Here is a 477-nt window from a genome sequence, read left to right on the forward strand (position 1 = left end):
GAATTGTACGGCGCGGAGTGGGAGCGCAATTTGCTTTTCGCTCCCCCGTAAACCGTCGCCTTGATTATGCCCTCTTCGGCGGTTAGCAAAGTTATCTCGCTGTTCGATTCCCCCGAAGGGCGGTTTCTGAGGACCAACGCTGTGCAGACATTTGTTCGGGACATAAAATTATAGTAGAAGATTTCACACAAATAGCACAAGGATTATTCTACAATTCATCTCACAAAGGACACGGAGGAAGAGAAGGACACAAAGAAGAATCAGAGGTTTATATCCGTTATCTTATCGTGAAGCTCACGCATAGTCTTCGTACAACAATCCTTTTTCCCTCTTCCCTTTGTGTTCTTTTCCTCCTTTGTGCCCTTTGTGAGAGGTCTTTTCGAATAATTTTTTACAGAACTAGCGCAAAGACCTTGCTTTTGCGGGATTGGTCGTATATCTTGCGTTTTTTCTCTGGCAGGGTCTCCACGGGGGTTT

1 protein-coding gene is annotated in these 477 nt (G+C 45.5%); it reads right to left on the reverse strand.

All coding sequences use genetic code 11. From position 1 onward, the window contains the following. On the reverse strand, positions 1-164 hold a 164-nt coding region (locus ACYVTD_RS16450; RefSeq protein ID WP_461248742.1), incomplete at its 3' end, for a recombination protein O N-terminal domain-containing protein. Between the last annotated feature and the right edge of the window lie 313 nt (positions 165-477).

This window comes from Treponema sp. R6D11 (assembly GCF_054786075.1).